The 1,391-nt window shown below is 76.3% G+C and carries 2 protein-coding genes; one reads left to right on the forward strand and one right to left on the reverse strand.

Annotated elements, in window-relative coordinates:
• Window positions 1-258 precede the first annotated feature (258 nt).
• Window positions 259-534, forward strand: a complete 276-nt coding sequence (locus HGA02_RS19355; RefSeq protein ID WP_168681026.1) for a hypothetical protein — start codon at window positions 259-261, stop codon at window positions 532-534.
• A 49-nt stretch (window positions 535-583) separates the two neighbouring features.
• On the opposite strand, the gene HGA02_RS19360 is transcribed toward HGA02_RS19355, so the two are convergent.
• Window positions 584-1,391, reverse strand: an 808-nt coding sequence (locus tag HGA02_RS19360) for a MaoC/PaaZ C-terminal domain-containing protein (protein WP_168681029.1), incomplete at its 5' end; no start/stop codon positions are given.

A 1,391-nucleotide genomic window follows, 5' to 3' on the forward strand; every position in this document is an offset into this window, starting at 1 on the left:
CGTCGAGCCGCAGCCGCTCTGCGCGCTCGGAGACCTCGGCGGCCCGCTCGCGCGCGACGGCGGCTCGGTCGCGCGGGGTCTCCGGCGTCGACGCGACGGTCACGCTGCCAGTCCTACACCCGACGACGGTGGCCGGCCATCGTCCTGCCGCACGGCCCCGCAGCCGGTCCGCCCGTACGGCGACGCCGTGTCCGCCGCACGGGCGACTCACCCGGCGGAGGCCTCAGAGGCCGCGGCCCCCTCGCCGATGGATCAGGCATGAGCCGCGACCCGCACCTGAGCCTGCGAGGTGAGCTGTCCCTGCGTCGTGACCGGCACTGGATGGTCGGCTACGCCGCGCTGGTCATGTGCCTGCCGGCGGTGATGGCGCTCGCGCGCGTCCCGTCGGTCACGGGCAAGGGTGCCGTCGTGACGGTCGCGATGGCGCTCGCGTTCGTCGGGCTGGTCCGGCTGCGGTGCGCGCGCCAGCTGGAGCGGATCCTCGACGAGTCGACGCCGCTGCGCACGGACCTCGGCGAGGACGTCGACCACTGACACGGCGGGGCGCCCTCGACAGGGGCGCCCCGCCGTGTCAGTGGCGCGGTCAGTGCCGGACGACCGTGCCCGTGAGGTACGGCTTGCCGGTGCGGGCGTCCCAGCCGGCGAACGTGGTGGTGCCGTCGCCGTCGGGTGCGACCCGGACGGTGACCGTCCCGGGCAGCAGCGCGGGCTTCGCGAACTCGACGGACCACGTGAACGCGTCGCCGCGCGACGCCCCGACGTCGGCCAGCGCGCGGGCCGCGGTGTACATGCCGTGCGCGATCGCCCGCGGGAGCCCGAGGGCCTTCGCGGAGACCGCGGACAGGTGGATCGGGTTGTGGTCGCCGGACACGGCCGCGTAGCGGCGGCCGGTGTCGGCCGCGAGCTTCCAGCGCCCGGTCGGCTGCGGCGCGACGAACTCGGACCGCGCCTCCTCGTCGTCGGTCGGCCGACCCGCGAGCCGGACGCCCTTCGCGAGGTACGTCGAGACGCCCCGCCAGACGAGCACGTCGCCAGCGCGGACCTCCGCGACCAGGTCGACGGTCGTGCCGGCCCGGTGCGGCCGCAGCCCCTCGGCCCAGGCGCGCACGTCGAGCGCGTCGCCCAGGGTCACGGGCGCGTGCTGCACCACGTGGTTCGCGACGTGCACGAGCCCGAGCAGCGGCAGCGGGAAGTCGGGCCGCACCATGACGGCGAACGCGACGGGGAACGCGAGCACGTGCACGAACCCGGCGGGCAGCCGGTCGGACGCGGACTCGCCGACGAGGTGCTGGTACTCCGTCAGGTGGTCCGCGTCGGCACGCACGCCGCGCACGTCGTGGACGACGTCCGGCAGGTCGGTCGGCGCACGCCCGACGCGGCGGGCGACGAGG

This window comes from Cellulomonas septica (genome assembly GCF_012396155.1).
Taxonomy (GTDB): Bacteria; Actinomycetota; Actinomycetes; order Actinomycetales; family Cellulomonadaceae; genus Cellulomonas; species Cellulomonas septica.